The organism is Longilinea arvoryzae, assembly GCF_001050235.1.
GTDB lineage: Bacteria > Chloroflexota > Anaerolineae > Anaerolineales > Anaerolineaceae > Longilinea > Longilinea arvoryzae.
Genome location: NZ_DF967972.1, coordinates 1,063,203 through 1,088,728, shown reverse-complemented (window position 1 = coordinate 1,088,728; position 25,526 = coordinate 1,063,203). Strand labels below are relative to the sequence as shown.

Here is a 25,526-nt window from a genome sequence, read left to right as displayed (position 1 = left end):
AAACGGGAAGGAAGCGAGGAAATGAGAGACAAACGATATCGGACATACACGCCGGAGTTCAAACGAGAAGCGCTGGAACTACTGAAGAACAGCGGAAAAAGTGCGGGGCAGCTGGAACGGGAACTGGGGATCACGCCGGGAATGCTGTTGAAGTGGCGGGCCAAATACCAGATGGTGACGAGCGAGAAAGAACCGCCACGGCTAGAGCCAAGTGACTTGGAAGCGGCGCTATTACCCGCGCACCACTCAACGCCAGGCCGGAGTGATCCCTGCGCCGAACCGGCTCAACCAGAATTTCTCTGCCTCCGCGCCCAACCGGAAATGGGTTAGTGATTTCACCTACATCGAAACCGCCGAGGGATGGTTGTATCTGGCAGTGGTACTGGATCTGTTTTCGCGCCGAGTGATTGGCTGGGCAATGAGCGCCAAGATGGATACGCAATTGGTGGTGTCTGCCTTGGAGATGGCGTTGCTGGGCCGCCGTCCACCGGCTGGCCTGCTGCATCATTCCGACCAGGGTAGCCAGTACACCAGCGCCGCTTACCTCAATTGCCTCAACACCGCCCTGGCGGAAGCGCAAGCCGAGTACGCGAGAGCAGGCCAACCAGGTGCTGCTGGGGCTGATCGCGGCGGAGCATGCCAAGAGCCGCAAGACCTACGGCAGTCCGCGACTGCACGCGGTGTTGAAAAGGCAAGGGATACGCTGCGGGCATAACCGGGTGGCGCGGCTGATGCGTTTGCACGGGATTGTGGCACGCAGGAAGCGGCGCTATTACCCGCGCACCACTCAACGCCAGGCCGGAGTGATCCCTGCGCCGAACCGGCTCAACCAGAATTTCTCTGCCTCCGCGCCCAACCGGAAATGGGTTAGTGATTTCACCTACATCGAAACCGCCGAGGGATGGTTGTATCTGGCAGTGGTACTGGATCTGTTTTCGCGCCGAGTGATTGGCTGGGCAATGAGCGCCAAGATGGATACGCAATTGGTGGTGTCTGCCTTGGAGATGGCGTTGCTGGGCCGCCGTCCACCGGCTGGCCTGCTGCATCATTCCGACCAGGGTAGCCAGTACACCAGCGCCGCTTACCTCAATTGCCTCAACACCGCCCTGGCGGAACTCAGCATGAGCGGGGCAGGCAACTGCTACGACAACGCCGTGATGGAGAGCTTCTTCAGCACCCTCAAAACCGAATGCGTCACCGGCGTTTTCTTGACCCATGCCCAGGCTCGCACAATCATCTTTGAATACATGGAGGTTTGGTACAATCGCCAACGACTACACTCGACTTTGGGCTATCGCAGCCCGGTTGATTTCGAACTAGGTCTCACCCTTTAATTGTGTCCATTAAATCGGGGTAAGCCCACCTATTGGTTGAAAGATTGTAGTTATTAAACCGCTGTTGCCTCCTATTCCACCTAATCCACTTAATGCAATTAGAAATCCAATAAAGGGTAAACTTGCGCCAATTGAAAGAGAAAATGGTTGCCAGATGGCTGCCAAAATACTAGTGCTAAATCCGCGAAGAAAAGAAGAGGCTGTGAGCACTTTAAAATTAGAGGCTCTAATCCATCCCTTATCTATAGTCATAGAAGTTATGGGATCAGCCAGTTGGTAATTTCAGTGAATCTTAGGTAGAAACCAAATGGGTCAGTCATTCTAAAATCCATTTTGCCCCAAGGTTTTAAAGCCAGCTCCTCCACGATTTCTCCGTTCAATTTTTTTTCATCGATTAATGAACAAACCGTCTTGTAGAATTTATCAATATGACGGATAGGAAGAACAATTTCAACTCCGTAACCTCTAACCGTTGCTTTGGGAAAACGTTTAAAGAAGGAATGCTCATATACCTTCTCGCTACCACAATAAAAGTTCAAAATGCTTTTGTCCCTTTTCATGACCAGATATCCTTCCTTGTCATTGTTTATCCAAACTTTTTTAAATCCAAGTAATGAGTAAAATTGGATAACTGGCCTAAAATCGGGCACATGCAACTCAAGAACGATATCTGAAGTGATGACCTTTGTCATATATCCTCCATTTCTCTCATTGATATCTATGAACCAAAGTCTTGAACCGCAAGAGGCCTTCTCGAAAGATATCGTGAGGGTGACTTAAAGTTATCCTTATCCACATCCCTAAACTCTCCTGCCAGTCACAAGGCAACAGACCAAAAATAGGTCCTGGTAAAACCTCAATACCTAGAGTTCTAAATGCAGTTAAAGCAAAGTCTTGCTGGTTAATTCCGTGGGGAAGCTTTAATTTGATAAAAATATTATAACCAGCATCCATTTTTGAATGTTCCTCGATCTCTGAGTCAAGAATCAATTTAAGGATCGAGAAATTTTCGGTTACATGTTCGATGAATTTAGATTGCCAGTTTTGGAATTCATTAAATTCAGATTGGAGAATATCAAAATTTTTAAAAGGCTCCAGAAATTCCTCAACCCCTCTTATTAAATATTCATGAAATTCTTTTTCTATAATCGATCCTGAAGGCCAGCTAGGACCTAGTTGGCCAAGCATTATCGAAACAAATTTATTATAAATATCACATTGATTTGACTTATTATCATCAAATAATCTAAACAGAAGATCTTTAATAATCAATCCTGAAAATAAAGACGCAGGAACCGCATAAGTTTCCAAATTCATTTTTACCACTTCGTCAACTTTATCTTTACCAGAGATAATCCATCCAATTCTATGTCCGGGATTGCTTCGATCCTTAGAAAGTCCTGAGATTGCAATAATATTTTCTGTTGCATTAAGCTCATATGCAATTTTCCAGATGCAAGGAATAACTGTATGATTATTGTGTAGTGAACTTGCTGTTTCATCAATAACCAGGTAAATTTCATGTTTTTTCGCAAGCAAAATATATTCCTTCAAATCATCATAGGTTATAAGGACGCCTGTTGGGTTATTGATCAAGCACAGATAAATTAATTTAGTATTTTTGTCTACAGCTTTCTCCACTTCTGATATAGATGGAGGCTCTTTTGGGCCTTTTGACGAACCAACATCAATTACCTTTATTCCAAATCTCAACATAGAAAGGCCAAAACCCGAGTAGTTCGGCACAGGAATAATCGCACAAGAATCTGGGTATTTGATTGAGATAAGTTGTGCAATACAATCAAAAGCCCAAGTGGTTCCCGCTGTAAGTACAACATTTTCGGGCTTTATTGATATATTATCTGCCCGTAAACATTCGTATGCTGATATTGCTCTTACCACAAATGGTTGTCCACCAGGTGACTCATATGGGAAGTAAAATAATGGGTTAATGGCGTCTCGCTGCAATTGTTTTAGTAGCATAGAGGGCGGATGATAAAGGTTAAAGCCCGAAGATAAATCAATTATATGTCTTCCTTTCAAGCGCTCTAAAATTTCCGATCTGATTTTGAGATCCCAAAAATCTCTACATAGAGTTTGATATTCTTCCCAAGGTGGATATGATCCCTTGGCATTAGAAACTCTAATTATTGTCATTTGTTCCCTTGCCTTTATTCCTGATAATATCGTTGACAAGACTATTATTAACAGTGATCTCTTTAGAAGGATACGTGAAAAAATTCCCAGAAATTTGCATTGTCGGTTTAAATACGCCAACCTGGAGAATCAAATTATCATCAAAAGCTTTTTCATCATAACTTGCAGCAACAATTAGCCCATGTATTACTTTATGATCTCCCGAGGATTTTATCCAGTCAATCTTACATTCCAAATGAGCATAACACTCGGCAATACCAGGAACAGCTACCACCTGAGAAGGTATTACTGATAAACCGGAAAACTCTACCTTATTAAATTCTCGCGGAATTTTTATACCAGCATATTTATCGCCACAAATCCAAATTTTTTCTAGAAGTTCAACGCTAGGTAAATTGATAACAAACTGCTTGTTTATTTTAATATTCTTGTAAGTGGTCCATTCAGGCGCAATTGCCATGATTACTGATTCTGGTTCTGTTGAAGCCGATGTTAAATTAGTGATAGGTGCTGCATTCACTTCCCCCTTATTATTAAGTGTGGATATGAGATATGCAATTCTTGGAGCCAATAACCTGTGACTTTTTTTCAAATCAGCTTCTTTTTTCATTTATACACTCCTGGATCGGTGGTACAGGTGGCGAACATATTTCGTAGTTTTTTAATTAAATCATCAGATAAAGAAAAAGGCGTTCCCTCTGCGTTATCGTAAATTCCATTGACCTTCCCACCATGATCGAAATAGTGTTTCCACGAATCATATAAATCTGACCATCCATAATTAACAAGATAATAGAGTAGAGAACCTTTACTTAGAAATGAAAGTTTTGTAGCACAGTTCGCCCTCTCAATTAATTCTTTTTTTGAATTGCTTTCAATAATGACCAGAGATGAAATATCCCCAGAACAGTAATTAGAAGAATATGGCCTCCAAATTGATTGAGGCGGAATTCTCCATCCCAAGGCCCTCGCGACATAGTTGGTCAAGAGGATATGTTCTGCTTGCCCAATATAACCTGTAGATCCATAAGTATTTATTGCAATCACATCAAGTAGATTGTCAATTAAAATTCTTGGGCTTATGGATTCATAAAATTTCTCAACATCAATACTTGTTTTATCAGGACGGTAAATGTGGTAGATTGATGAACATGAACTACACTTTCCTTTGACAATTAAAGGGTTATTCGATTCAATAAATAAACCTACTCTCCTATTACATTTTTGACAGAGATACCAAATTGGAAATATATTACTATTATTAGAAGATTTTGTTTTAATGTATATATTTCGCTCTGTATAAAATTTAATCCCTTCATTTGCCAGTTCATTAATTTTCGGTAGTAATTCGATACATAGTTCGAACGCTTCCCTCATAACCCTATGCAATTTATGGCCAGGTATAAAAAGCGTAGGCAATCCCCAGTAATTATTTACTATTTTACTAAGGAAAATTGCGTTAAATTCAGCTAATGTCGCAGCACAATCGTAAGCTTGCCAAATAACCTCCTCAACATCCTGTAAATGCTGCTGTAAAGTCCCAAATCGGTTTTCATTTATATTATGTTTTCTCAAAAACTGAAGCTCTTGATGAAGCAATATCCTCAAGTGTTGAAGCCACTTTTTTATCAGATCCTTATCAGGTTTACTTATCATCCATATCGGTTTGTCGTAATCAATTTTATTTACTACTCCTGAAAGTATATAAGATCCGCCTTCCATGTTAGGTGTAGGGTAGTGACTGACTCTAAAGCGTGAATCTTCAGCAACATCATAATCTACAATAATATATATTTGGGCTGGTTTAGAGCCATTAATTCCTGAAAGTTTCTCTGCAACAGAAGCGTTAAAGATAAATTGGGTAACAATTCCCCATGAGGAAAACAGGTTAGGCTGGTGTGAAAATCTAAGTATAGGGGTATCTTCATTCAAATTTTGAATATTTTCCAATACACTTTCAGTAAGAGTTCCCGCTTTCGTATGGAATTCTAATGCTGTATCTTTTAAATATTGAGGAGATATATAACATTTGCCAAAATTATTCTTTTCAATTGAATACTTTGAGATAGCGCTTGCCAGTTCATGAGAGGTTCTATATATTATTCCATCGAGAGTTGTTGCAATTTCTGATGGAATAGGTTTATTATCATAAGCCGCTTCAACAATTTGTCTACAATCCATTTATGCCCCCTAAATACTCAAAGATTGTTCCTTAATCCTTATAGCGTCTGGAACAAATTTAAAATATGTAAATAATCGGAGTAACTTTTTTCATATAATTGAAAGTTCAAATAATTTGGAATAGTTTTTAATGCTCTCTCTAAAACAAGATTTTCTAATTGTCGAAAATTAAACTTACCCACAGAAATAGCTGCAAGAAGAGCGCCTCCATAAGCACCTATTGAGTCAGGAAGATACAATTGTTCAAAGCCTGTAATATCGGAGACAATTTGTCTCCATGTTTTACTTCTAGCTCCACCACCTGCTGCAAATAAACGATTTAACTCCACATTTGACTTATCTATATATACATCTTGAATATTTTTTTTCACACAGAATCCAAATGCTTCGAGTACCGCCAAATACAACTCCCCAATTAAGCTACTTTGGGTTAACCCGAAGAAACATGCATGAGGAGTCTTTGCTAAAATAATATCTTTCTGCTTTATTGGGATATCATAAAAAAATTTTATTGAAGATGGTTTTGGTATGGAATTAGTTAATTCATCAAGATATGCCAAATCGACAGGGATATTATTTACTAGTTTCCCTGTAAGTAATCTTGCTACCCACTCTAACTGCTTCCCGGATTTTGAGAGGGAAAGTAACCAATCGGTTCCCTCATCACCATCTTTGTAGGACTCACTCGTAAAAATAAAATCCACATCATGAGTTAATGCAAGTAGAATTCCCACACTACCATACAACAACATGCGATCTCCGATTTTGTTAGCACCAGAACCTAGGATCGAAGTGAAAGAATCCCCAGTACTAACAGTTAAAGGAATCCCCGATTTTAATCCTAGTATATTTGCAGGCTCTTCGTTTAAGTAACCGGCAATTTTTGATGGGGCAAATACTTTTGGCATTATATTTATAGGAATATCATAATTGGATAGAATTGATTTATCCCACTCAAAATTCTCTTCATCAAAACCAGTGCCATAGGAAAAAGCAGTATGTCCATCGAGGCAATAAGTGCTTGTCAGCTTATAAATAATATAGTTATGTGTTGAAAAGAACATCCGCGTTTTTGACCAAATGTCTGGCAATTGATTTTTTAACCATAATATTCGTGGAATTAATTCATAACCATATAAGTTTTCACCTAACTGTTTCTTTAAATCCTTTACTATAGCTACGGATCTTTCATCATCATATAAAATTGCATTATACAAAGGATTCCCCTGACTGTCAGTCGGGCAAAAAGAAGGCCAAACACCACTAACTGATATTGCTTCTACGCTGGGTTTAGCGCTTCCAAGTCTTGCTAACAAACCTCGAGTAATTTGTATAAATTCTTCCCACCACATCTTCTCTGGATCATGCTCGTGCCAACCAGGTTTAGGGAATATACCTGAATGGTTAATGTTGTTTTCTGAAACAACGTTTCCACTTTGATCGATTATTGTACCTTTTGAAGTTGTTGTTCCAATGTCTACCGAGAGGAAATACGACTGGTGAGCCATTTTCACTCCGTAAAAACATCTCAAAAATTACTAGTCGAGTTCAATTTCCGCTATTTCTAATAGCGAATTTATTGTAAGATCGGCAGGCAAAATGTTATCTTGTATGGGGAATTGTTCCATTTCTGTAGACTGAAGATGAATTGTAAATAATCCAGCTCTTTTTGCACCGACTAAATCAGAAAAAAGATCATCGCTTACCATAATTGCTTCATGAGGTTGACATTTTGAATCAGTTAAAACTCTTTGATAACTTTCGAGAGAAGGTTTTCCAACAATTTTTGCTTCCACCCCAGTGCAATACTCTAGACCCTTTACCCAAAAGCCAATATCAATCATCGATCGTTCTCCGTCCATCCAGTATCTATTCTTTTGCATTGCAATAAAGAGAGAACCTTTCGATATGGCTTCAAACGCTCTTTCCAGTTTTGATCGAGAATAGGATGCGAAAAAATCGCCAACTACAACCACTTCCGGATCTTCTTCAACTAAAGGGATGTTATAAAATTCGTCAACACCTTCCCCATTCATCAACAAGAGCGTTTTTGGGCAACCTATCTGTCTTATATAATCTGCCGTAAGGGATGATGCAGTATAAATTTCATTGATGTTTATATGTAAGCCCTGGCTATTTAGTTCTTCTATCCTAGATGCCCGGCTACTAATTGCATCGTTTGTTAAAAATTTTACAATAATATTTTTAGATAAAAGAACTTCTAAAATCTCTAACGCTTCCGGTACCACTTGCCCAGAAGAACAAATGACCCCATCTACATCCATAATAATCATTCTTATTTGGCTTGCACTCATCAGCCCACACCCCCATAGTAAAGTGACCTCCCACTTTACTTCATTGCATAATAAAAAACTTGTGATTTTCGCTAGCTGTAAATAATTATACATCTAAGGATTTGGATTTTAAGGAAAATATACCCTGCAGATTTAACTACCTGATGCATAATCACAAATCCTTCAGGCAAGATTTAACTTTGTGCTTGTCCCTAATGCGATAAAACCTTTAATTTTGCAATTCCAGTTTCAGTGACAACCACTCTTGGCACTACCGATGGGAACATAATCGACAAATCCGCAGATACCCTCACCCGGACCATATTCTCTCCGCCGGTCACTTCAATCCCGGCCACATATGCTTGCACGCCTTTCGCCGATAAGCCTGCCGTGTTTTGCGAGATATAATTCTGCGCATTTGCCCAGGTTTTATCATTCGGTACCAGCGCTCCGCTATCCCGAAATGTTCGTTGGTTGATCTCCGCAGCGGCTGCAACTGCCGCCGCATCGGCTGCCTTTGCCACCTCGGAAATCGCATAGAAGTACCTCCCAAGTTCGATGGCCATGGCCAGCGCAGGCATCATCACAAAACCGATAAAGACCGCCCAGAACGTCATCGTATACGCCCGATGATCTCGTCTCATCACTACCACCCCTCCTGGCGGAACGTCGAATCTGCCTGCACCTTGAACGTATCCCCCGGCAAACCGGGGAACAGCCCGGTCAACGGCGCGAGGAAATTGGGCACGGTGCCGCTCACCTGGATTTTGAGGATACTCCCCGCCGATCCACCTGGAGCGAGCACACTCACCGAAGCGTTCTGCACAATACCGGCGTCTGAAATTGCCGACTGCGCCGCGCTGGAGGCGTAGCAGGCCGGGCATTGCTGCGCGACGCTGCCCATGCGCGCGCCATGTCTGGCAGCGGCCTGAACAGCCTGCTGCGCGTACACCACCATTCCCAAATTGACGATTGCCAGCATTACCAGGATCGCGATTGGCGTGGTGATCGCCGCCTCCAACATTTCCATGCCCGATTGATCTTTCCAAAACCGCATATTCATCTCCATTCAAGAATAGGCGATCTGCCGGCAACTCATCGATACCGGCAGACCATTTGAGAAACTAGATACGGCCAGCGATGTCTTGCACTACAGCCGCGATATTGTTGCCCAGCAGGCGGTAAGCGCCGTAGCTGACCAGCACGACGACGGCAATGATCAACGCAACTTCAGTTGACTCGATGCCTTTGTTGTCTTTCACAAAACGCATAGCAGTTTTCCTCCTTTCTACAGAATTTTCAACACCAGCTGGTCCAGCGCAAATATTGCTACGCCTACGAAGATAGCGACGACAAACGGAATTTCCTTTCGATGCAGCAACAGCGCTACCAGCCCTTGTATGCCGCCGGCAAGTGCGATCAAGACAAATACTACCGGCTGTTGGACCGTCAGGCCGATCACGAAAAGCAGCTTTGCGTCGGCTCCGCCCATCGCGCCGAAATCCCATAACAGCCAGATCGTAAGCAGGATGATGATCTGGGCGAAAGCCGCTGGTTCGAAAATTACCACAAAGGCAGCAATCACCCCCGCAAAGAGCAGCCGCCGCTGGCGGGGTTCCAGGTCCGAAATCAGAATAAGAGCTGCTGCAAATCCTACAGAAATCCATGCCCCATGCATTAGCAGCGCGTAGATTCCTGCCAGGGCTAGTGGGATCATCGTAAGGTTCGCCGGCAGTTCCCGGTAACGCAAATCGTAGACCATCGAGACCAGCAGCCAGATTAATAATGGAAGAAGAAGCGGGAGCTCCAGCATTTCCTACCCTAACGAAACCAGTCGTAAAACAGCAGACAGCAAGAGCAGCGGCAGCCCAGGAAATTGATGAACGCGCAGCTTTCGCTCCCGGATCAGGCTTACCAGACTGGCAATCACAGCGACAAAGATGTGAACGAGTAGAACAGCGATTACCAGACGCATATCCGGCCAGATCAGTATCAACGTGATGGCGGTAACCGCATCCGCTCCACCCCAACAACGCAATTCCCAAGCCGCCCAAAACGCGACAATTGCCACCGCTCCAACCGGATTGCGAGTTGCCGCCGCGTAGAAACAGGCCAAGAGCCAGGGAATCCAGAAGAAGATCGTATCCACACGCAGTTCGCTCAATTTCGCCAGGCGCTGGCGTTCGCTTGCCAGGGCAACGATCCCGGTCAAGAAAGACAGTTGCCAATTACCTGCGACAGTCTGGTATATAGCCGCGCAAAACAATGGAATCACCACCCAAGCGGTGTGCGGTAATTCTCGTTTGCGTAAATCGAACCAGGAAATCAACGCCAGCCAAATAAAAATTACTCCTAAGAAAAAGATTTCCATAATAATCACCTACGGCGCTATATTTTCTTCAATCCGGCGGACATAGGTCTGCCCACTGTAGCAGCCCTGCGGCAAGCCGGATGCGATGGCCGGCCAGGTGGTGGGATTTTCCGACCTCCGCAGCGCCTGGTACATGCAGCCTGATCCGCTGTGATAATTCGCAAGTGTGAAACGCCAAAAATCCTCATAACTCATCAATGATGCAGGGGGTTTTCCTGTGGCGATGCGGATCACCCGGGCGGACTGGCTGCAGCTGGCCGCAAGCGTCTCAGCCAGCAGTTCCACCGCTTGCGTCCCTTTGCTCGCATCGATCCCCCCCTTACAAGACGGACAGGTCACGTCCAGCGAACCCAACACCCACCCGCGCAGCATCGCGCGGTAGTCGTCCGTCAACGCCGCATACGCCTTTCCGCACGCTTCTTCTCCGAGCACCTGCGCGCAAACCTGCTGGTACGTATTTGGTCGATAGGATAAGAGCAGATCCGCGCCCGAAGTGGTCATCTGTCCGAGACCAATCTCCCCTTTCATCCAATCGCCTGTTGGCCAGAACTGCGATTCGGCCGCGATCATGCCTTTCAACAGATAAGGCGGTACGTTGCTGGTGGCAGCGGATGCGAGAATGGCCTGGTCATATTGGTTCTGCCAGCGCAGCATCTCAGGATATGCTGCTTCAACGCCGCAGCCATTCGGCGAACCGTTCATGTAAATGCCACCAGCGGGACAGACGGATCCATCCACGAAACCACTTTGCAGTAAGTGACCTGCCAGAAGATCGTAGCGGTTCTGCGTCGCAAGGTCACTTAACTCGATGTTAACACGCAGCCAGTCAGGTGTTTGATCTGGCGCAGCGCCGTACGATTCCACGCAAGGCAAACCAGTATCTACAGGTAATGGACTTGCAGCGCAGAGAAATAAAATGGAAAGTAGTGGTAAAAGGTAAGAGCGCATCATGGCCTGCCGTGAACTGGATACCAGGCAACATCCCAACTCACGCTGGCGGTCCGATACATCGCACCGGCCGCGTCCGTGATCACCCCCCACGCAGTCCAGGTTCCCTCTTCGGCAGTACCGAAATTCGGGTCATTGACGGACAGCGGCGTGATTGTCCACGCGCTGCCGCTCTGCGGGTACAGCGTTTCCAATCCAGAAGGAGCGCGGACATGGATAATGGTGGTATATACTGGCGTTCCACCTGAGGCTGTTCCAATCAATGTCTGAGCCGGTTGGGCAAGGTTTGAGGCAAAGAGAAGCAGCCTGGGATGAGCAGCCGATATCGTCCCGCTGAGTGGCGTAAGCACATACACCCGGATCGAATCGCGGGCCGCCGCTCCAAGCGCATTCGTACAAACCACGGTGTACTCGTAAGCGGTTCCCGAAGGCACATTCACTTCGGCACGCGAACCAGAAAGCCCGGAGGAACCGGCCAGTCTGGAAGAACCATTGCACTGAACGGCATTCGCACTGGTCCAGGTCACCGTATACGATGCCGGTCCCGGAATGGTTACTTCTGGCCCATCCATGCCATCCAATTTCACGTCAACCACCGGAGCAGCATAAACAAACGTCCGTTTCGTGTCGGATGCGGTTGCTCCGGCAGCATTGGTGCAGGTAACAGAATAGTCATACATACCGGCAGGGAGAGAAACTTCTGCTCTTGAGCCGGTCAAGCCCGATAAACCACTAAAACGATTCGAGCCGGTGCAAGAAACCGCGTTGCTGCTGGTCCAGGTAGCCATGAAGCTGGCTGGCTCGGTCAGGCTTGCCGGAACGGATACAGTCACAGTGGGCGCGGAAAGCACATTGACGGTAATACTATCCTCAGCGCTGCCCGCCGGATTGGTACAGGTGATCGTGTACGTGTAAGAGCCGGAAGTGATACCGGAAAAAACTTGCGAGCCATTGGTGGCCTGCGCGCCGCTCCAGCTATTTGAGGCGCTGCAGGAAGCCGCATCGGTGCTGGTCCAGGTCAAGTTATAGCTGGCGGGACCAACCAGGTTGAGCGGTCCGTTGGAGTTATTGACTTTGAGATCAACGGTTGGCACAGATGTGGTGCGGTATACCGTTGTGACCGCGCGAACATCCACATAACCACCTGAAGCAGAAATAGACCATACACAATCACCGGCAGTTGGAACGTTCCAGGCTGGAACAGGCAGATTAACAAAACCAGGCACACTCTGATTTGGAGCATACAAATCCTCAGAATAAATGATCTGCCCGCAAGCCTGCACGATTACCCTACCCACTTGAGTATCGCCGCTATTGGCAGCCTGAATATTGAATGTGCTCAGGTAAGTAAAATTACCTGAAACCGAGCTTCCATCCTGGATACGAGTTACCTGTTCAGTGCATCCACTCACGCAACTGGCACCACCTTCCGAAGGTGGCAGCGAGGTGTTATCCCGGTGAAACAGATTTACATAGGCAACGGTTCCGGTCCATTGGATAAAACTGCTCTCCTGATCATACGTTCGTCCATTCCTCAAATATTCCGGTGAAATTGCCGCGGATGCGATGCGCACTCCGCAAAGAAGGAACGCCAGGAACAAGCTGGTTGCAACAATTAATCGCCACTTCGCGTGACGAGTTCCCATCCACGCAGATAAATACTTCAATGCGCCACTCCTGCGGCTGCGAAAACACGCACCGTCTTTTCATTCAGGTTCAGCATGTTCAGCATCAACCAGTTCACCGGCACTTCGAGATACACCCCAACGGCAGGTTCACTGCTGTGCCAATTCCCCGCGCCGCTGGCCAGACGCACCGGTTGCGGCGGATATCCTGTGATTACCCCCCCTCCTGGATCTGGCAGCACGCGCACATCGTTAACAAACAGCACAACTCCCCGGCTGCTCATCGCCGAATCGATTACCGCCAGAGCTTGCGACCTGGACATGTCCGGATCAAGCCTGATATTTCCATCCACTAGCATCGACGACCAATCTCTTCCCCGCGACGCGCCGGCCATGGCAGCTTCTTGAGCTACGGTATACGCCCAATTTCGCGCAGCATACAGCCGGTAGATATCCACCAGGCCGGATGCTATGGCGATAAATACCATCATCCCCAAGAAACCCCATACCGCGGATTGAGCACGCCTGTCTCGGATCATGGATAACGCTCCACAATTCCCCAATGCCGGACGCGGATCATTACCGCTGAATCGGGTAGAAAGGGGATATCCGCCTGAAATGGGACAGCCGCCTCGATGACGAAGCTGGTTCCAAATGGGCTGCCGGAAAGCCAGACGGAGCTTCGCGGCATGTTACTGGTGTCGTATACCTGCAAGGTGACCGGCGGCTGCGTGCCCATCACGTTCTGATTGACTGACTGCTGCACCAGATTATTCGCAAATCCCCACTGCGCCGGATCCAGCGATAATGCGCGCGTGGCTGCGCCGGTTCCGCTGTCGAGCGCCTGGCGGACTGCAACGCCGCGGCTCAATTCGATCCCACCAAAGATCAGCAAGCCGAAAATGATTACGACAAGCAGCGCTTCCACCGCTACCTGCCCTGCCCGCCAGGATTTATTCACCGATTTGAACGTTGACATCGTTGAATTTGGCCTGCAGGGTCACAAAGATTTGCCATAAAGCGCCGCCCACCAACCCGATAAAGATTGCCAGGATGACGATGTATTCCACGACGCTTTGCGCCTGACGATCATGCAACATAAGCACTCCTTGGTTGAGGGGGAAAACGAGTCTTCCCCCTCAACCGGCATTACAGGTTTCGTTTAGGGATGGGCGGCTGGAACAGCGATGCTGTTGATCCAGTTCGCCACGTTGGTTCCCTGACCGCCGATATTGGTCAGGATGCCCCACACTGCTGCGGCGCCAAGAACGACGACAATTGCCAGCACAACCACGAACTGTGGAATTTCCGATGCCTTCTTGTCAAACAACATATTTTTCTCCTTGAATCGAGCAGGGTAGTCAGAAACCGCCGCCAATCGCTGTCCCCGAGAGCGTGGACAGAATGCGATCGACTAACGGGTAAAACAACAGAATAACGATAGGGCCAAGCAGAAACGGCATAGCCAGGAGCGTGATCCGGGTAGGCATCTGCTGCATTTGTTCTTCCACCTGCCCGGCGATTTCTTCGTTCAATTCTTCGATTGAGCTGGCAATTGCTTGATCTATCCCGATCACGCCGCTCGACTGCTGTGCCGACTTCACCCGCTGCGCCACGCGCATCAAATGCAGCGATTTCAAGTCACCGGCCAGCAGCTGCAACACGTCCAGACCGCTCTTGGCAGACCCTCCGGACATACGCCGCTGCAGCGCACGGTACACGGGGGAACTCTCTCCCGTCGTTCTGGCGATATTTTCCAGGCCTAACAGCAACGAGCCCGCCAGGCTCATGTGCAGGCGGATATCCACTAGCAACTGGCGCACCTGAGCCACCAGAAAGCGCCGGCGCTGGTGCATCAGGTAACGCCTGGCCAGCCATACCAGGCCGGGCAGCATCAGTAAAGCCGCTTTCGTTCCTCGGAGATAGGTTCCGAGCGTCACGAATAAGATCAAGGCCAGCAATGCGCTCGCGGCATAGAGACTGGTCCAGGGTATGCTTGACAGCCCATAAACCGCATCAATCGTGTTTTGTTCGCCTTTTTCTTTTTCGCTGGTCAAACCGAGAGCCGCCAGGCGGCCAGGTCTTCGCAGCACCGCATAAGTCAACCTCCTTCCAAATAAATACAGCACGGATAACGTCGTATTCGCAATCAAGGCCACACCCATTGCGAAAGAGAAACCCACCAGAAGCGGATAGCGATCCACTAGAACGCCTCCCCGCTGCCTAACTGGTAGACCTCAAACTCAAAATACAGGCTAGCAAGGACGGAGCAGATCATTAGCACAGTCAACAGCGTTCGATGCGGGATGTCCTGCAAAAAGAAGCTGCGCCAGGTTGGAGAAAGCAGCACGAACACCAGCGCGGCAGCAACCGCACCCTGCAGCAAGCGGATTATCCCCCGAACCAACGCCAGCGTCTGGCGCATTTTTGAACGCAGGAGTTTCTGGCGGTGAGCTTCTTGCTCCAAGGCAATCAACAAAGAAGACTGGATTTCATCTGTAATGCGGGCACTGTTGGCAATCAACGCCGCCAGCCGCGCGGTGACCGTCCCCGGAAGTCCCTTCAGCGCCTGCGCGGCCTGATCCGGAGGCTGGTGCATCTGCAGCCGCGTCACAACCTGTTGGATCGAACGTTTGAGCACTCCGCCAGGCAGTTCAATGCTGTTAAGCGCATTGAGCAGGGAGCGATCCACGGACAGCATAGAGCGCATTTGCAGCGCGGCCAGTTCCGCATCCTCATTCACCCGCCCGCGTTCGTTTTGCCGTGACTGGAAATTCATCCAGGCGATGACCAGCAGACCAAACAAGATCATCAGCGGGGAGAGCAACAGATCGCGGACCGCCAGCGCCAATACGGGGATCGCGATCAGCACGGCCAGCCGCTTTCCGTCCAGCGTTTTCTGGCGGCGATCGCCTTCGGTCTTTACGATGCCCAGATCGGTTAACCGCCGGGTTGCCCAGGATATGAACATCCGCTTCCATAAACGCGTTGTCACCTCAACGATGGTGGACAATGCTTGGAAACTGCACAGAAAAATCCCGACGGCCAGCAGGATCACCCCCAAGTTAATAATCCAGGTAAAGTCGTTCATTCCCCATCTCCCTGGATCTCGTTGTCCTCCAGGCGGCGTCGTTGTTCCTCGGCTGACAGTTTTGCCCAATATCCGCGCGGCGGTTTTGAAATTCCGAGCAGCTTGCAACGTTTTTCAACGGCTTTATCCGATACGCCAAAAGTGCTGGCAACCTCGGTAGTTGGCATCTGCCAGACCATGGCTTCCAATTCTTCACGATCCACTTCAAACTTGCGTTTGTGCAGGTTACGGCACTGGTTCGTGCAATGAACGCGACGATTTTTATGAGACCGAGACACCCGAAACACTTCCCCGCAGTACGGGCAGACCAGTTCCATCTGGCGGTTGTGGAGCAGCCTGGCTAGTTCCGGCATGCTCGTCAACATCAGGTTATCGGCGTTCGTATTGCTGGGATTGCCATCAATGAAGTGGGCATATTCGCCAGGCTTCAGCCAGCGGTCCAACTTGATTGACAGGAGGTGCCGGCCCAGGGAAACCATACCGTTTTTCCGAGCTAATGGATGCTGTGGATCATAAAAACTCAGCTGCCCAGACTGGCGATCAACCTTGACGTGGATTTCTTTTTTGTACTCACCAGGATTCATAATTACTCCCAATCAATGCGCGTTGGTATCGTTCGAAGCAATCCGATTGACAGTATACGGACGAATTTGCCAACACAAAAATCCGTACATCGGATAGGTGGGTGGTTCCCATCCATAGCGGATGAAACCATTGGTCAACCCGGTTCCTTTGTCATCCAGAACAAGGATAGTGTCGATCATGCCCGCCAGACGGCAGTATTCGGTGTTGCATTCCTCCCAGTAAACGCCGCTTTGGGTAACGTGTTTGCCGCTGAGTGCAACTTCGATAACATTGCCTTCAGCGATAGGATCAGAAGCCACGGAATAATACCCATGACCGGGTATATCGACGCCAGTGGCGGACCAGGTGTAATCCAGGTCTCCATCCGCCTGGAGGAAGAACACTTTCACCAGGTCAAATTGCGCCGATAGTTTGACCGTCTGGCGCTCGCCCGCCAAAGCATAGAAGCGCCATTCTTTTTCGCCGCGTAAGAAGCGTAAGCCTTGCCAGGGTGCTTCTTTCAGTTTGTCAATCATCTGCCTTTCCAGATCACGCACGTCGATGGGTTCGGTAGGCGGTTCTTCCGTGGGATTTGGTATGGTAATCCCGCAGTTGACATTGAATCCAAGAAATAAAACGCAGGCCACCGTCAGCGTAGCGAGCAGCGCGAGGAAAACATATTTCATGATCCGATTCACGATAATTTCTCCAGATTGGCGTAGGCTTTTTCGATGACCGGAACCGACTGTTCCTCATTCGCCCGGTAGAGATAGCGCAGGCGATAATCCCCATTTGCATCAACGCCGTTGATGAGCGCAATGGCTTGCAGCGTGCGCTCCACGCGCCCATTGTGCGGGACGCGTCCCATCAAAGCAACAACATCCAGCCCCATCGCGACCATCAAGCGGATTGCCGGCAATCCCAATTCCGGCGTGGTAGCCAGCGCTAGTTGTTCCAGGCGCATCAATGCTTCTTCAACGGTGCCACCGTGGATCGTCGTCAACGCTTTACGTCCCAAACAGGTGGCTTTGAGGAATTGCAAAGCCTCCGGACCAACGACTTCACCCACCAGGATGGCCGCCGGGTTCATGCGGGTGTAGATAATGTCCAGCACCCAATCCAGGGTTACGCCGCTGGTCCCATCCGGCAATTCCGCCGGCGCGACAGCTCGTAGGAGAAACGGGTGCTGAATTTCCAGTTCTCGAAAGGTCTCCAGCGCAGCCAGCGGCGCTTGTCGTGGGAGGAAACCGGACAGAGCATTAAGCAGGGTGGTTTTTCCCGAACCCATTTCGCCGGCCACAAGAATGCTGCCGGAAAGTGTGGCTGCTACCCAGGCCAGGAAACGATCCGGGCCGTTATTCAACCCGGCGATACGCGAGCGGATATCCGCATCTGCGATGTCGCTCAATGAGCCTTCCAGGGAAATGCCGCGCTTGGTGAACGTCCCCGTGCACTCCATCTCTTCCAGGGTTTTGACCCGCCGCCCAAAAGTGCGGATATTGATCGCCGTGCCTTCGGTAGAAAGCCGCGGGACAATGGCAGTGAAACGCTCCCCACCAGGTAAATCGATCAAAACTGCCGGCCGGTCCCCGCGTAAAGTTGCTCCTCCCTGATCGGCTACATGGATCGCCAGGTCTTCAAAGTAGCGATCATCCGCCAGCTTGCCCAGGTAGTGAAAGGCGCCATCATATTCCACGGCCACCTCTCCTTTGCGGACAAAGATTTCTTCCACGAATGGGTCCCGCAGCAGTTGATCGAGCAGGCCAACACCTGACAGCGCGTCCGTGACAATCTGCGCATCGCGGTTGATGTTGGCGGTGTTGCTGCCCAGATCCATCAGAACCGCACGCACCTCGTCAAAAAACCGGCGGCGTTTTGCCGGGTCGGTATCTCGCCAGGAAGGTGGCTTGATCGACAGGAATACCAGTTCCTCCCGGACACGGCTGATCATCGCCAGGTCAGTCTGGCTGAGCGGTGCAATTTGAGGAGGCTTGCGCCGCGGGGTTATGGAATTGCCAGCGTCGTCCATAACAACCCTCCCTGTTTTTTCATAGAAGCCACCGCGTCTAATACCTTTTGCACAAGCTCTGGCTCGAGAGCCAGGGTCAGGATCTGCACCTGTTCCACCTGCTGGCTGCTGCCAGACATGCCGCTGTTGCCATTCGTATCTTCGTTAGCCGGCCCGGCGGTGACACCCTGAGCGGTGCGCACATCCACCACCAATACGGCTTGTGCAATCCGCTCCACGCTGAAATGCTCACCGTCCACCTGTGCTTGTTCTGGTTGGTTGTTTTCTGTGTGTTGGCGGAGCATCTGGTAGAGGTTGACGCGCTGCCCGATCTGGATCTGCCCACCCACCGCCGAGACCGGTTCAACCGGGATGGAGAGTACCTCATATGCGGCGTCCGCCAGGCGAAACTGCGCCGGCGCTACCGCACTGGTTTGGGCCACTGGCAGACCGGCAGCCAGCGCAGAAACGGAGACCAAACCGTTTAGATCTTCAACCTTCTGGTGGTAGGGCAGGCTTTCCATCGTGCGCGGCATATCACGCAGCGTAAACATCTCGCTGGTGAGAACCGAATAAGGCGGAATTTCCGCTACCGGAACCGGAATCTGGTAGGTAGAAACCTCTTTGAGGTAGGTATTACGCCCGTAGATCCCCGCCGCAATTGCGAGGCCGATCGCCAGTACGCCGATGATGAATTGAACGGTGCGATTCATGAATTTTTCCTATTCCAACCAGCGTAAATCAGGCCAAGCAATGGGTCCGCCAGCCGCGCGTCTAGCGACTGCGCCCAGCTTTCACGAAATGGCAGGGCGATGGAAATGCCACTTTCCGCCCGGTCAGCAAGATTGCGCGTCATATTCATCACCAGGTGCGAGGGGGAGGGAACTTCTTTCATCAACCGCTGCGCCTGTGCCACTGCGTCTTCTCGTGGAGAAGCAACCACCAGATGGACCAGCCCAGGAGATGGCTGCGACAGTTCTGGGAAGAGCGGATGGCCGGGAAAGCCATCCACAACCAGGAGGGTGTGTTTCTGGCGGATATCCTTCAAAACTTGCCGCACGCCTTGAGGATCTTCACTCCAAAGAACTTCCAGCGTGCGCCCATCCATGGGATACAGGCTGACACCCTGCCAGACTACTGGCTCCGCTTTCTCCGTGGCGATGGCAAAGAACTCGGGTAGTTTCTCGGAGATCCGCGCCTGGATGGCGCTTCCACCCATGCTCAGTTCCAGCAATGCCGCAGGTAGCCCGGTTCGCTCGGCGAAATGTTTAGTAAGGGCCATAGCCAGCGTGGTTTTTCCAACCCCGCCTGACCAACTCGTCAAGATGGCCTGCCGGGAGGGTAGATAAGAGATTTGACGGGAGCCGGCCAACCGGGCGCGTCCGAACCACTCTTCCGGTGCTTCCCGGAAGGCATCCGGTGAGGCAACGGGAATGCCGCTAGTTTCCAGCGCGCGTTTCAGCAATTCCCGGGATACCAGCGAAGAGGCGAACACTTCATCCAGGATGACCAGGTTCGTTCCCGGTAGCGCTTGCATAACCCCATGCATGGTGAACGCTTCCCGCAGGGAAAGGCCTTCTTTCTCGGCTAGCGAATCGATCAACCCTTGATCGGGATGTGCGGAAGCAAGCAAAACACACAAGGCGGCCTGATCTGCGCCTGGCTTTTTACAGTTTAGGAATTTCATCAGAATCGCTCCTTTTGGATGGAATAGGAAAATCGGAGAAGATCATCAAAACAACCGCACCGATCACCAAAATGGCGATCAAGATTATCAAGAAGCTTGCCGCCTGGCTGAGCCCACCTGATTGAGAGTAAGCCAGGGAAAGACCACCGACCCCAAGCAGACCGGTTGATTTGATCCACATCACGTTGGTGATAACCGCCGACACAACGACAGAAACAATGGCGAGGGTCGAGATGTTTTGTGGAATGTCCACCGTTTTCAGTATCCCGGCGACACCAATAGCCAGCATGAACAGCGTATTTGCCCATAGTCGTCTCATGCTGCCCTCACCAGATCCCCGGCAGCAGACGCCAGCGCACCAGGTTGCGATAGCAGCCATACCCGGAGATCAGCGCTTCCTCGTGCAGAATGCGCCAGATCTGGATCCCCGCCAGCAGCAGCGCCAGGATGCTTGCCAGCAGGATATTTATAGAGGCGAAGACCAAAATCAGCCGAAATACCAACTCGCCCAAATACATCGGATGACGCAAGAATTGATACGGTCCCCGGGCGGTCAAACCGCGATCAGCCGGCGCGATGCCAAAGCGCGGGCCCAGGGTTACCAGCGCCCACAGGCAAAGGCCATATCCTGCCAGACCAGGGACAAGCAGATACCAGGGCGGATTACTGGCGTAGGGGATGGTTGGCAGCAGCGCTGCGATGAGTCCCAGCCACAGACCAGTGCGGTCATATTGTGCTGCCGGCGTTCTCCGCGCGTAAAACCACGCCAGCAAGAGGTTGTGAAAAGCATACAGCCAGGTGAGAATGGACGGATGCTCCCAGGCAGCCTCCATCGAAACCAAGGCAGCGAAGGAAAAGAAGGCAAATCCGGCAATGTCGCGTTCCCGTTGGTTGATCATCACATCCCCCCAAGGTTTTGCACAATCGGCCAGCCGATCACAATCAGCAGCGTGACCATGAATGGCAGGAAGTAAAAGATCACCATCGGGATAACCAGTTCCGAGCCGATTTTTTCTGCCCGTTGTTCAGCATTACCAATGTAATCGGCAGCGATGCTGGTTGCCAACTGTCCCATAAGTTCTTGCTGTGCGGTACCGCGGCGGATAAACTCCAATTGCACCGCCATGCCGATCAATTCCGGCAGCTGCGATTCCTGAGCTTCGCGCTGCATTTGCTCCACCAGATCGCGCCCTTGCGCCATTTGCAGCACCTTACGCATCCACTTGCCTGCCAGGCTCTGCGCTTGAGAGGTACGGCGCAAAGCCTCTTCCATGGATACGTTGGCCGACATTTGCGCGGAAACCAACTGCACGTACTCGGGCAGCTGCGCCGTGAACTGGCGGCGCGTGCGGCGGGCGATCCCGCCCATCGCCATCGCCGGGTACTGGAATCCGATCAGGGCCACCACCAACGTCAAAACAGGTTCTCCGAACACCACCGTTCCCACAATCGCGCCGCCTATCGCAGCTGCGACCCGTAAGGAAATAAACTGCACGTCATTCCAGTCCATCCATTTCCCGGCCAGCTGCGCCCAATATAGATCCGCGCGGGCTTTGCGTACAAAACCGGCCGGGGACCATTTAGAAACCGGTTTATCCAATACCGAAAGGGAGCGACGCCACCCGGTGAGTACGATACCGTCCGCCGGGGTCAGCGTTTCAGCCAGGCGTCCGGTTGGAGCCGCCGGAGCCAGCTCTAGCTTCAGGTAGATGATCAAGGCAAAAACGCCAATGCCAATCAAAGGGATCAAAGCCGTCATCTCAAGCTGCCTCCATGATCATCGAGCGCATAATGAAATACCCGCCTACCATCGCGGCCATTGTCAACCCGATGACGATCTGCACCGGCAAAGCATTGAGCGATTCGCGCACCATGGGGTCCGAACTCAGGTACACCAAGATAGCAACCAGGACACCCGGCAGCACTTTCGCGGATACCAGTGAATCGCCGGCTTTTGCTTGCGCCCGGTTGCGAGCAACGAGGATCTGCTGCACGCGGGTAGAAATGTCCATCAACACCCCGGTGTAGGCTCGCCCGCCGGCTTCTGTGAAACCTTCCAGCAGCTGCGCCAGGTTGGCCAGGGATACCGATGGCGAGCGCGCAGCAAGACCACGCAGCGCATCGGTACGATCTTTGATGCGCATTTCGGAAGCGGTCAGAGCCAACTCCGGCGTTAATGGATTTTTTCCCTGGAGCGAAAGGGATTCGCCCACCTGCTGCAATACATCCGGGACCGAACCTCCGGCTAACAACCCGGCAGAAATTCGCCCAATCGCGATGGGCAGCACCTGGTCAACATTCCGTCCGCGGCTGCGAACCCGATCATCCAGCCAGGCATTCGGCACGTACCAGGCGATGCCACCCACCACAAGGGCCGGTAAGCCGGGCAGAAAAAGCCAAGTGATCACCGCGCCGGCCAGACCGGCTGCGCCGCACAACAGGCGGAAGGTAGTCGGGCGCATGGTCAATCCAGACGCCAGCAGCTTGTATTCCAATGAGTTTTGTTTCAAGCCGGCCATGGAACGGGCGGCGTCCACGGAGTACAGGTCTGCCAACTTGCCCGTTTTGACCTGGCGAGGATATAGCCAGAACAGCATTAAGGTGGCGAACAGAACACCAACAAGAGGAATGATGCTGATCACGCTCAACCTCCAATCAAGCGGGGTTTCAACGCGCCGGATGTTTCCCAACGCGGCTGGCCCATCGGTGAAGTCTCGTCATAACGATAAATGGGATCAAAGCCCACATCGCCGTTCACCAATTCTTTAGATACGTTCGCGATGGCTACCACCCGGCGTGTTTCGTGCCGGATGCCGATTTGCACCAATAAATCCACCGCATCCGCGATCATTTGGTTGGCCTCGTGCGAGCGCACTCCGGCATCCGCGCCCATCACCGTTGCCAGGCGGCGAGCGGCTTCGCGTGGGCTGTCTGCATGAAAGGTACAAGCGCCACTGTGGCCGGTCATTAGCGCCCGAAATAGACTCATCGCCGCGTGCCCATCGCGCACCTCACCGATGATCAGATAATCCGGCGACATGCGCATGGCGTCGTCCACGCCATCGGCCAGAGTGTAAGGCTTCACGTCCGTTCCTACCGCCTGCGGCCGGGCTTCTACCGTCTGAACAGTGGGTCGGTCAATCCAGATTTCTTCCGGATCCTCGATTTTGACGATGCGCCAACCGCCGGGCAGGAAATTGCAGACCGCGCTGAGCAATGTGGTCTTTCCGGTGCGCGTGCCACCTGCGATCAAGATCCGATAACCATCTTCCATCGCGGTTTGCAGCAGGCGCATCATCTCGGCCGTCATTACGCCGCGCTCCAGCAGCCAGTCCGGCTTGACCGGCTTCTGCTCGTACAGGCGGATATTGACACTTGGATTCCGCCCGGGCGGGGTCACGATGGGGTGCAGCGCTTTGATGCGCCCGCCGCCGGGATTGTGCGGCGTCGAAGGCAGCTTGGCGTTTATGCTTGGGTTGGTTTCATTCAAAGTCTTGTTCTGCGGCCCAAGCAGACGATCCAGAACGCGCCAGATTTCACCTGCTTCGGGAGCCATATCCACGTTTTCCCACCGCACCGAGCATTTGCGCATGATTTGCACCAGGCCGCTCGAGTAAATAGCGATCTCCGAGAGGTCTGTGCGCACCGGCGGCAGCAGTAAATCGAGGAAACCCAACCCAACGATGCGACGGGTCAGGTCTTCTGCTAGTTGGGCTTCATATTGAAACCCTGGTCGCAGGCTGCGCTTGCGCAGAGCCGCGCCGACAACGGTCGCTACCCGTTCCTGGATGCGCTGGCGGTCTGCCTCCGAGGGCGATTGCAGCAAAGCCGGCGGGAATTCCTGATTGACCTGATCGATCACCTCATTGACAACTGCCTGGCGCACGGCTTCATCCGGCAGCGCCGCTGCGGACACATCATACAAACCTAAAATGCCTGCCATATAATCTCCTATGAAGTGAAGCGGATCTTGGGCAGGCGTAGAACGCCGCGGTTGTTTTTCGACGCTGCCATACTGCTACCCATCGCCGGGAACAGCGTCTCGACAATTGAGCGAATACCACCGCCGAACGTGTCGATGCGCGTTACCGGTGGGATGCCGTTATCCTGCGCCTGCGCTAAACCCATTTCGTAGGGTAGAACGGCCGCAATCGGCGGAGCCCAACCTACCGTGCTGGCCAATTCATCTTGAAAACTACGCGGCGTAAAGCCGGAGCGATCGGTGAATTGGTTAAGAACCAGGTAGATCGATTCCTTAGCCAGGCGCTTTTCGCTACGCATCCCCGAAAGGAGCAGGTTGAGCGTATGGCGCGTGGCTGCCAGATCGGACAACGTGGGCCGGGCCACGATCAAGGCAGTGTTGGCAAAGACGATAGAGTGACCCATCCACAAATCCTCGCTGGCTGGAACGTCCATGACAATCGCTGCGTAGCGCCCGTCTTCCGAGTCGATCAGCATGCCGTTGATCGTCCCCTCGCCTGTCCCTTTCCCCGACTGCTCAAGGATTTTCATGTACTCTAGCGAGGATTCGGGCGCGAGCAGCACTTCGAGCGCTTCGCAGCGTTGGATCGCCGCTTGAAACGAGGATTTCCCGGGATGATCGAAATACTCCGTAAGATTGGGGAGATAGCGCAGTTTGAGATGCGGCGCGGCTGCTGGAGGCAGGCCCATGGATACCAACAGCGTTTTGACGCTCATCCGCACAGCCAACTCGTATGCCAGGTTCTCGGCAATCGTCGAACAGCCCACACCGCCGGCGTGCGATATAACTGCGATGCGTTTTGTGCCGGTGATGAAGGCAGAATTACTGGTGCTGGCAAAGCTAGTCACGGTTTGCTGCATCGGCGCGGTCTGCGAGAGCCTGGCACGTTCTGTAATCACCGAGCCATACGCCGCTTGGAAAATCTCGATCCAGTTCACCGGCACGATGTAGACGCCGCGCACCGTATCTACCCGTTCGAACGCGCCTTTGAAATCGCGGTGCGTAGCAGGCAGTATCACTACCGCCACGCCTTTCCAGGCCGCCATTCGCGAGAGGATGTGGATCAAAGAGTCCGGATTAGGCGCGATATCCGCTTGCACAACCACCAGTGCGGGCTTGAGGTTGTTCAAGTTGGTTTCAAACATGGACCATTGGGTGGCGTGTCCGGCGACAATGAAGCGGGCATCGGCCAACATCGGCGGCTGCATCTGGTAATACACCACCTCGTGCCCGGGACCGGCCAGCATAACCGCCACCTTTTGGTTGGAATAGGCGTCCGTCATT

32 protein-coding genes and 1 pseudogene are annotated in these 25,526 nt (G+C 51.0%); 3 read left to right on the top strand and 30 right to left on the bottom strand.

Annotated features, from left to right (window positions below; all coding sequences use genetic code 11):
- Positions 1-21 precede the first annotated feature (21 nt).
- From LARV_RS20650 to LARV_RS04875, 3 genes and pseudogenes are all read left to right on the top strand, one after another.
- The gene (locus LARV_RS20650; protein ID WP_083522325.1) at positions 22-330 is read left to right on the top strand and encodes a transposase; all 309 of its coding nucleotides are present in this window, start codon (positions 22-24) and stop codon (positions 328-330) included.
- Positions 242-556 (top strand): annotated as a pseudogene (locus LARV_RS20645) (DDE-type integrase/transposase/recombinase); the annotation flags it as partial. The gene LARV_RS20650 and the pseudogene LARV_RS20645, both read left to right, overlap by 89 nt.
- Complete coding sequence (locus LARV_RS04875) at positions 453-1,334, top strand: IS3 family transposase (protein WP_407936365.1); 882 nt, start codon at positions 453-455, stop codon at positions 1,332-1,334. The pseudogene LARV_RS20645 and the gene LARV_RS04875, both read left to right, overlap by 104 nt.
- A gap of 257 nt (positions 1,335-1,591) precedes the next feature.
- Here LARV_RS04875 and LARV_RS04870 read toward each other — a convergent pair whose 3' ends face one another.
- The 30 genes from LARV_RS04870 to LARV_RS04745 all read right to left on the bottom strand — a co-directional run bounded on the left by LARV_RS04870 (position 1,592) and on the right by LARV_RS04745 (position 25,525).
- The gene (locus tag LARV_RS04870; protein ID WP_075072574.1) at positions 1,592-2,026 is read right to left on the bottom strand and encodes a VOC family protein; all 435 of its coding nucleotides are present in this window, start codon (positions 2,024-2,026) and stop codon (positions 1,592-1,594) included.
- Positions 2,027-2,042: 16 nt separating this feature from the next.
- The gene (locus tag LARV_RS04865) at positions 2,043-3,491 is read right to left on the bottom strand and encodes a pyridoxal phosphate-dependent aminotransferase (RefSeq protein WP_083522323.1); all 1,449 of its coding nucleotides are present in this window, start codon (positions 3,489-3,491) and stop codon (positions 2,043-2,045) included.
- Positions 3,478-4,101 (bottom strand): flavin reductase family protein, encoded by a 624-nt coding sequence (locus LARV_RS04860; RefSeq protein ID WP_075072572.1) that lies wholly within the window; start codon positions 4,099-4,101, stop codon positions 3,478-3,480. The genes LARV_RS04865 and LARV_RS04860 overlap by 14 nt, the downstream gene beginning before the upstream one ends.
- The gene (locus tag LARV_RS20085) at positions 4,098-5,672 is read right to left on the bottom strand and encodes a hypothetical protein (protein ID WP_152031698.1); all 1,575 of its coding nucleotides are present in this window, start codon (positions 5,670-5,672) and stop codon (positions 4,098-4,100) included. The genes LARV_RS04860 and LARV_RS20085 overlap by 4 nt, the downstream gene beginning before the upstream one ends.
- A 38-nt stretch (positions 5,673-5,710) precedes the next feature.
- Complete coding sequence (locus LARV_RS04855; protein ID WP_075072571.1) at positions 5,711-7,180, bottom strand: FGGY family carbohydrate kinase; 1,470 nt, start codon at positions 7,178-7,180, stop codon at positions 5,711-5,713.
- Positions 7,181-7,210: 30 nt separating this feature from the next.
- Positions 7,211-7,987 (bottom strand): HAD-IIA family hydrolase, encoded by a 777-nt coding sequence (locus tag LARV_RS04850; protein WP_075072570.1) that lies wholly within the window; start codon positions 7,985-7,987, stop codon positions 7,211-7,213.
- A 191-nt stretch (positions 7,988-8,178) separates the two neighbouring features.
- Positions 8,179-8,610 carry a pilus assembly protein TadG-related protein gene (locus tag LARV_RS20315; RefSeq protein ID WP_075072569.1) on the bottom strand — a complete coding sequence of 144 codons (432 nt, stop codon included), beginning with the start codon at positions 8,608-8,610 and terminating at the stop codon, positions 8,179-8,181.
- Positions 8,611-8,612: 2 nt separating this feature from the next.
- Entirely contained in the window at positions 8,613-9,023 is a 411-nt protein-coding gene (locus LARV_RS04840; RefSeq protein WP_075072568.1) for a TadE/TadG family type IV pilus assembly protein, read from the bottom strand.
- A 67-nt stretch (positions 9,024-9,090) separates the two neighbouring features.
- Positions 9,091-9,237 carry a Flp family type IVb pilin gene (locus LARV_RS20075; protein WP_152031696.1) on the bottom strand — a complete coding sequence of 49 codons (147 nt, stop codon included), beginning with the start codon at positions 9,235-9,237 and terminating at the stop codon, positions 9,091-9,093.
- Positions 9,238-9,254: 17 nt separating this feature from the next.
- Complete coding sequence (locus tag LARV_RS04835) at positions 9,255-9,779, bottom strand: A24 family peptidase (RefSeq protein WP_075072567.1); 525 nt, start codon at positions 9,777-9,779, stop codon at positions 9,255-9,257.
- Positions 9,780-9,782: 3 nt separating this feature from the next.
- The gene (locus tag LARV_RS04830; RefSeq protein ID WP_075072566.1) at positions 9,783-10,337 is read right to left on the bottom strand and encodes a hypothetical protein; all 555 of its coding nucleotides are present in this window, start codon (positions 10,335-10,337) and stop codon (positions 9,783-9,785) included.
- 9 nt (positions 10,338-10,346) lie between these two features.
- Positions 10,347-11,039 carry a hypothetical protein gene (locus tag LARV_RS04825; protein ID WP_075072565.1) on the bottom strand — a complete coding sequence of 231 codons (693 nt, stop codon included), beginning with the start codon at positions 11,037-11,039 and terminating at the stop codon, positions 10,347-10,349.
- 245 nt (positions 11,040-11,284) lie between these two features.
- Positions 11,285-12,952: a hypothetical protein gene (locus tag LARV_RS04820; protein WP_152031695.1), complete on the bottom strand. Its 1,668-nt coding sequence runs from the start codon at positions 12,950-12,952 to the stop codon at positions 11,285-11,287.
- Complete coding sequence (locus LARV_RS04815) at positions 12,949-13,449, bottom strand: hypothetical protein (RefSeq protein ID WP_075072563.1); 501 nt, start codon at positions 13,447-13,449, stop codon at positions 12,949-12,951. Before LARV_RS04815 ends, LARV_RS04820 begins: the two co-directional genes overlap by 4 nt.
- Positions 13,446-13,889: a TadE/TadG family type IV pilus assembly protein gene (locus LARV_RS04810; RefSeq protein ID WP_083522320.1), complete on the bottom strand. Its 444-nt coding sequence runs from the start codon at positions 13,887-13,889 to the stop codon at positions 13,446-13,448. The genes LARV_RS04815 and LARV_RS04810 overlap by 4 nt, the downstream gene beginning before the upstream one ends.
- Positions 13,864-14,010: a hypothetical protein gene (locus tag LARV_RS20310; RefSeq protein ID WP_172797777.1), complete on the bottom strand. Its 147-nt coding sequence runs from the start codon at positions 14,008-14,010 to the stop codon at positions 13,864-13,866. Before LARV_RS20310 ends, LARV_RS04810 begins: the two co-directional genes overlap by 26 nt.
- A 62-nt stretch (positions 14,011-14,072) precedes the next feature.
- Positions 14,073-14,243, bottom strand: coding sequence for a hypothetical protein (locus tag LARV_RS20305; RefSeq protein ID WP_172797776.1), 171 nt, complete (start codon positions 14,241-14,243; stop codon positions 14,073-14,075).
- Positions 14,244-14,271: 28 nt separating this feature from the next.
- A complete protein-coding gene (locus LARV_RS04805) occupies positions 14,272-15,114 on the bottom strand; it encodes a hypothetical protein (RefSeq protein WP_075072561.1) in 843 nt (280 codons plus the stop codon).
- Positions 15,114-16,001 (bottom strand): hypothetical protein, encoded by an 888-nt coding sequence (locus tag LARV_RS04800; RefSeq protein ID WP_075072560.1) that lies wholly within the window; start codon positions 15,999-16,001, stop codon positions 15,114-15,116. The genes LARV_RS04805 and LARV_RS04800 overlap by 1 nt, the downstream gene beginning before the upstream one ends.
- A complete protein-coding gene (locus tag LARV_RS20550; RefSeq protein WP_201785874.1) occupies positions 15,998-16,585 on the bottom strand; it encodes a zinc ribbon domain-containing protein in 588 nt (195 codons plus the stop codon). The genes LARV_RS04800 and LARV_RS20550 overlap by 4 nt, the downstream gene beginning before the upstream one ends.
- A gap of 12 nt (positions 16,586-16,597) precedes the next feature.
- Positions 16,598-17,251, bottom strand: a complete 654-nt coding sequence (locus LARV_RS04790) for a hypothetical protein (protein WP_152031694.1) — start codon at positions 17,249-17,251, stop codon at positions 16,598-16,600.
- A gap of 8 nt (positions 17,252-17,259) precedes the next feature.
- The gene (locus LARV_RS04785) at positions 17,260-18,594 is read right to left on the bottom strand and encodes an ATPase, T2SS/T4P/T4SS family (RefSeq protein WP_075072558.1); all 1,335 of its coding nucleotides are present in this window, start codon (positions 18,592-18,594) and stop codon (positions 17,260-17,262) included.
- Positions 18,570-19,286, bottom strand: coding sequence for a CpaB family protein (locus LARV_RS04780; protein ID WP_075072557.1), 717 nt, complete (start codon positions 19,284-19,286; stop codon positions 18,570-18,572). The genes LARV_RS04785 and LARV_RS04780 overlap by 25 nt, the downstream gene beginning before the upstream one ends.
- Complete coding sequence (locus LARV_RS04775) at positions 19,283-20,260, bottom strand: hypothetical protein (protein ID WP_075072556.1); 978 nt, start codon at positions 20,258-20,260, stop codon at positions 19,283-19,285. The genes LARV_RS04780 and LARV_RS04775 overlap by 4 nt, the downstream gene beginning before the upstream one ends.
- A complete protein-coding gene (locus LARV_RS04770; protein WP_075072555.1) occupies positions 20,241-20,579 on the bottom strand; it encodes a hypothetical protein in 339 nt (112 codons plus the stop codon). Before LARV_RS04770 ends, LARV_RS04775 begins: the two co-directional genes overlap by 20 nt.
- Positions 20,580-20,586: 7 nt before the next feature.
- The gene (locus tag LARV_RS04765; RefSeq protein WP_075072554.1) at positions 20,587-21,159 is read right to left on the bottom strand and encodes an isoprenylcysteine carboxylmethyltransferase family protein; all 573 of its coding nucleotides are present in this window, start codon (positions 21,157-21,159) and stop codon (positions 20,587-20,589) included.
- Complete coding sequence (locus LARV_RS04760; RefSeq protein WP_075072553.1) at positions 21,159-22,019, bottom strand: hypothetical protein; 861 nt, start codon at positions 22,017-22,019, stop codon at positions 21,159-21,161. The genes LARV_RS04765 and LARV_RS04760 overlap by 1 nt, the downstream gene beginning before the upstream one ends.
- Position 22,020: 1 nt before the next feature.
- Positions 22,021-22,902 (bottom strand): type II secretion system F family protein, encoded by an 882-nt coding sequence (locus LARV_RS04755; protein WP_075072552.1) that lies wholly within the window; start codon positions 22,900-22,902, stop codon positions 22,021-22,023.
- 2 nt (positions 22,903-22,904) lie between these two features.
- Positions 22,905-24,203 (bottom strand): ATPase, T2SS/T4P/T4SS family, encoded by a 1,299-nt coding sequence (locus LARV_RS04750; RefSeq protein WP_075072551.1) that lies wholly within the window; start codon positions 24,201-24,203, stop codon positions 22,905-22,907.
- 8 nt (positions 24,204-24,211) lie between these two features.
- Positions 24,212-25,525 (bottom strand): AAA family ATPase, encoded by a 1,314-nt coding sequence (locus tag LARV_RS04745; RefSeq protein ID WP_075072550.1) that lies wholly within the window; start codon positions 25,523-25,525, stop codon positions 24,212-24,214.
- Position 25,526 lies beyond the last annotated feature (1 nt).

Excerpts from the sequence above, each read along its gene's own strand:
- LARV_RS20310 (WP_172797777.1), bottom strand. The coding sequence starts at position 14,010 with ATGTTGCATGATCGTCAGGCGCAAAGCGTCGTGGAATACATCGTCATC.
- LARV_RS04785 (WP_075072558.1), bottom strand. The coding sequence starts at position 18,594 with ATGGACGACGCTGGCAATTCCATAACCCCGCGGCGCAAGCCTCCTCAA.
- LARV_RS04810 (WP_083522320.1), bottom strand. The coding sequence starts at position 13,889 with ATGTCAACGTTCAAATCGGTGAATAAATCCTGGCGGGCAGGGCAGGTA.
- LARV_RS04850 (WP_075072570.1), bottom strand. The coding sequence starts at position 7,987 with ATGAGTGCAAGCCAAATAAGAATGATTATTATGGATGTAGATGGGGTC.
- LARV_RS04860 (WP_075072572.1), bottom strand. The coding sequence starts at position 4,101 with ATGAAAAAAGAAGCTGATTTGAAAAAAAGTCACAGGTTATTGGCTCCA.
- LARV_RS20075 (WP_152031696.1), bottom strand. The coding sequence starts at position 9,237 with ATGCGTTTTGTGAAAGACAACAAAGGCATCGAGTCAACTGAAGTTGCG.
- LARV_RS04760 (WP_075072553.1), bottom strand. The coding sequence starts at position 22,019 with ATGACGGCTTTGATCCCTTTGATTGGCATTGGCGTTTTTGCCTTGATC.
- LARV_RS20315 (WP_075072569.1), bottom strand. The coding sequence starts at position 8,610 with ATGAGACGAGATCATCGGGCGTATACGATGACGTTCTGGGCGGTCTTT.
- LARV_RS04790 (WP_152031694.1), bottom strand. The coding sequence starts at position 17,251 with ATGAAATATGTTTTCCTCGCGCTGCTCGCTACGCTGACGGTGGCCTGC.
- LARV_RS20305 (WP_172797776.1), bottom strand. The coding sequence starts at position 14,243 with ATGTTGTTTGACAAGAAGGCATCGGAAATTCCACAGTTCGTGGTTGTG.
- LARV_RS04865 (WP_083522323.1), bottom strand. The coding sequence starts at position 3,491 with ATGACAATAATTAGAGTTTCTAATGCCAAGGGATCATATCCACCTTGG.
- LARV_RS20550 (WP_201785874.1), bottom strand. The coding sequence starts at position 16,585 with ATGAATCCTGGTGAGTACAAAAAAGAAATCCACGTCAAGGTTGATCGC.
- LARV_RS20650 (WP_083522325.1), top strand. The coding sequence starts at position 22 with ATGAGAGACAAACGATATCGGACATACACGCCGGAGTTCAAACGAGAA.
- LARV_RS04765 (WP_075072554.1), bottom strand. The coding sequence starts at position 21,159 with ATGATCAACCAACGGGAACGCGACATTGCCGGATTTGCCTTCTTTTCC.
- LARV_RS04855 (WP_075072571.1), bottom strand. The coding sequence starts at position 7,180 with ATGGCTCACCAGTCGTATTTCCTCTCGGTAGACATTGGAACAACAACT.
- LARV_RS04830 (WP_075072566.1), bottom strand. The coding sequence starts at position 10,337 with ATGGAAATCTTTTTCTTAGGAGTAATTTTTATTTGGCTGGCGTTGATT.
- LARV_RS04840 (WP_075072568.1), bottom strand. The coding sequence starts at position 9,023 with ATGCGGTTTTGGAAAGATCAATCGGGCATGGAAATGTTGGAGGCGGCG.
- LARV_RS04770 (WP_075072555.1), bottom strand. The coding sequence starts at position 20,579 with ATGAGACGACTATGGGCAAATACGCTGTTCATGCTGGCTATTGGTGTC.
- LARV_RS04780 (WP_075072557.1), bottom strand. The coding sequence starts at position 19,286 with ATGAATCGCACCGTTCAATTCATCATCGGCGTACTGGCGATCGGCCTC.
- LARV_RS04775 (WP_075072556.1), bottom strand. The coding sequence starts at position 20,260 with ATGAAATTCCTAAACTGTAAAAAGCCAGGCGCAGATCAGGCCGCCTTG.
- LARV_RS04800 (WP_075072560.1), bottom strand. The coding sequence starts at position 16,001 with ATGAACGACTTTACCTGGATTATTAACTTGGGGGTGATCCTGCTGGCC.
- LARV_RS04745 (WP_075072550.1), bottom strand. The coding sequence starts at position 25,525 with ATGACGGACGCCTATTCCAACCAAAAGGTGGCGGTTATGCTGGCCGGT.
- LARV_RS20085 (WP_152031698.1), bottom strand. The coding sequence starts at position 5,672 with ATGGATTGTAGACAAATTGTTGAAGCGGCTTATGATAATAAACCTATT.
- LARV_RS04750 (WP_075072551.1), bottom strand. The coding sequence starts at position 24,203 with ATGGCAGGCATTTTAGGTTTGTATGATGTGTCCGCAGCGGCGCTGCCG.
- LARV_RS04825 (WP_075072565.1), bottom strand. The coding sequence starts at position 11,039 with ATGAACGGTTCGCCGAATGGCTGCGGCGTTGAAGCAGCATATCCTGAG.
- LARV_RS04815 (WP_075072563.1), bottom strand. The coding sequence starts at position 13,449 with ATGATCCGAGACAGGCGTGCTCAATCCGCGGTATGGGGTTTCTTGGGG.
- LARV_RS04870 (WP_075072574.1), bottom strand. The coding sequence starts at position 2,026 with ATGACAAAGGTCATCACTTCAGATATCGTTCTTGAGTTGCATGTGCCC.
- LARV_RS04835 (WP_075072567.1), bottom strand. The coding sequence starts at position 9,779 with ATGCTGGAGCTCCCGCTTCTTCTTCCATTATTAATCTGGCTGCTGGTC.